The sequence below is a fragment of the Oscillibacter sp. CU971 genome, assembly GCF_905219725.1.
Classification (GTDB): Bacteria; Bacillota; Clostridia; order Oscillospirales; family Oscillospiraceae; genus Oscillibacter.
Genome location: NZ_CAJMXG010000387.1, coordinates 1 through 2,117, shown reverse-complemented (window position 1 = coordinate 2,117; position 2,117 = coordinate 1). Strand labels below are relative to the sequence as shown.

2 protein-coding genes are annotated in these 2,117 nt (G+C 60.4%); both read right to left on the bottom strand.

The features are described from left to right. Positions 1-484: hypothetical protein (locus JX325_RS15730; RefSeq protein WP_204791998.1), on the bottom strand; the 484-nt coding region annotated here is incomplete at its 3' end. Between the two features lies 1 nt (position 485). Next, positions 486-2,117, bottom strand: a 1,632-nt coding sequence (locus tag JX325_RS15725; RefSeq protein WP_204791997.1) for a hypothetical protein, incomplete at its 5' end; no start/stop codon positions are given.

Below are 2,117 nucleotides of genomic sequence, written 5' to 3'. Positions count from 1 at the left end.
CCCCCAGCTTTTCTTCCTCTGTTCTCAAAAGCAGTTGGGCCTTTTCGCCCATCATGGACTGCTGTGCGGCTTCCAGCAGAGTGAGTGCGTCCTCTCTGCGCCCGGCCTCCCGCAGCGTCCGGATTTTCAGGATCATCACATAATCCCAGGCCGGTATCCCCGAGAGTACAAAACTTTTAACTCCTGGCATCTCACAGCAGGTATCTATTTCCCGCAGGTACTCATCCACATCGTGAGTCTCCAGATATGTATAACCAGCCTCATCGAGCCGTTTCGTGAATCTGTTCAGCCGCAGACCTGTAAATATCCACCAGCAGAAGAACACCGCAATACACAGCATGACCCACAGCAGAACCTTGAATAATATCTCGCTGAAATCCCAGCCGCCGCGATGGGTCAACAGCCGAGCTATGACCGTCAGCAAGACCGCCCATAGAAAAAGAGAGAGAATACCCATCGCGCCCTTATTCTTCTGTTCCTTCAAATCATGAATCTCCCAGCTCCTCCAGCACCGGCATGGTCAGGCCGATGATCCCCTCCAGCTCCTCCAGTACGGCGGGGTACTCCTCGTCCACCAGCTCCGGCAGTCCGGTGATCTCCCGGAGCAGGTAGTACCCCTCCCACTTGCTGTCCGCGTACAGGACGGCCTGGCGCTTCTGGCCGTTCTCCTCGTAAACGGTCAGTTTGCAGGCGGCGTCCAGGTCCTCCCGGTACATCTCGTCATCCACGCCGTCCTCGTAGACCTGCCCCGTTGCGGCCAGCTCCTGCTGGCGGGCGTCCACCACCGCCTTGGCGTTTTCTCCGGGTACAATGGTGGCGTAGACCCGCAGCCCGTGGGCCTCCGTCCGGATGGCCCGGCCACCGGCGGAGTAGATGGGCGAATCGCTGTAGGGGACGTATACATCCACAAAAGCGTCGTGTCCAAAGAGGTCGGTTTTCAGATAGGCCGCCGCCATATAAGAGCAGTCCCGGACTTCAGAGACATGGATCTGAGACTGATAGTTTTCCTCTGTCACCACAGGCCCATCAAAGCGGACGCTCTCCAGGGTGAACATCAGATTTGCCAGAACCTCCTCGCTCCGGTCGGAGGCACTCTGCTCCGCCTCCATGGTGAACAGCGCCCCGTCATCGGAGAGCACGGCGGCGGTATGGAACACCTGACCGTCGGTGAGGTACACCGAAACGATATTGTACCGGGACGTTTCATGCAGCGGTGTCAGCATGTCCTGCTCCAGATAGGCCGCGTCAAACCGGTCGAAGAGGGGAGAGGCATGGTATTTGCCAATATACTGGCTCAGGGTGTCCCAGGCCTCGCCGATGTCCACGCCGTACTGAACATAGGCCCGGTACAGGGTCCCGGTATCACCGTCCAGGAAGGTGCGCCGGCTGTACTTGAAGGCGCTGTCCACCTGGAACCAGACCTCGGACATCTCATATTCCGTGATATTCTCCGGCACCCTGGCGGGGATGCTCTGGGCGTCTGGCTGCGTGTCCGCTTCCGGCGCAAAATCAGGAGTTGGGGACGGATTGGGTGATGAGCCAAAGGTGATCGGAAGATTCACCGCCCAGAATCCGGCGATGATTGCCGCCGCCAGTGCGACGGAGAACAGCGGCGCGGTCCAGCGGGCGGGCACCGGTCCCAGGGGGCGCTCCAGGCCGAAGGCGGGGCAGAAGTCCGGATAGCCCTTGCCGATTCGCAGCGTTTTCCGCTTGCCGTCCTCCGACTCATAGAAACAGGTCCAGCTCCAGCGGTCCTCCTTCTCCACCTGGAGGTCCTTCAGCTCCGTCAGGGCACCGGGGATATAGCCGGAGGCCCCGCCATCCAATCGCCGGCTGATCTCGCGCAGTACGTCCCGCTGGATGGCCGCCTGCCTGCCGGAGGGCAGGCTCTCCCAGGTCTGGACACCGCAGAATCGCTGCAGATCCACCCGCCACAGGGTTCCTCCGGCCCGGACGAAGAGAATGTAGAACGTGTTGCACAGCCGGAGCGTGGGGAGCGCCATGCAGAGCAGGAGCGTCCCGCTGCAAAAGCCGCCCAGGGTTACGGCGCCCATCAACCGGGTTTCCTGGACAACTGCGGTGACGATGAATCCGCACACTACCATCAGCATGATAAC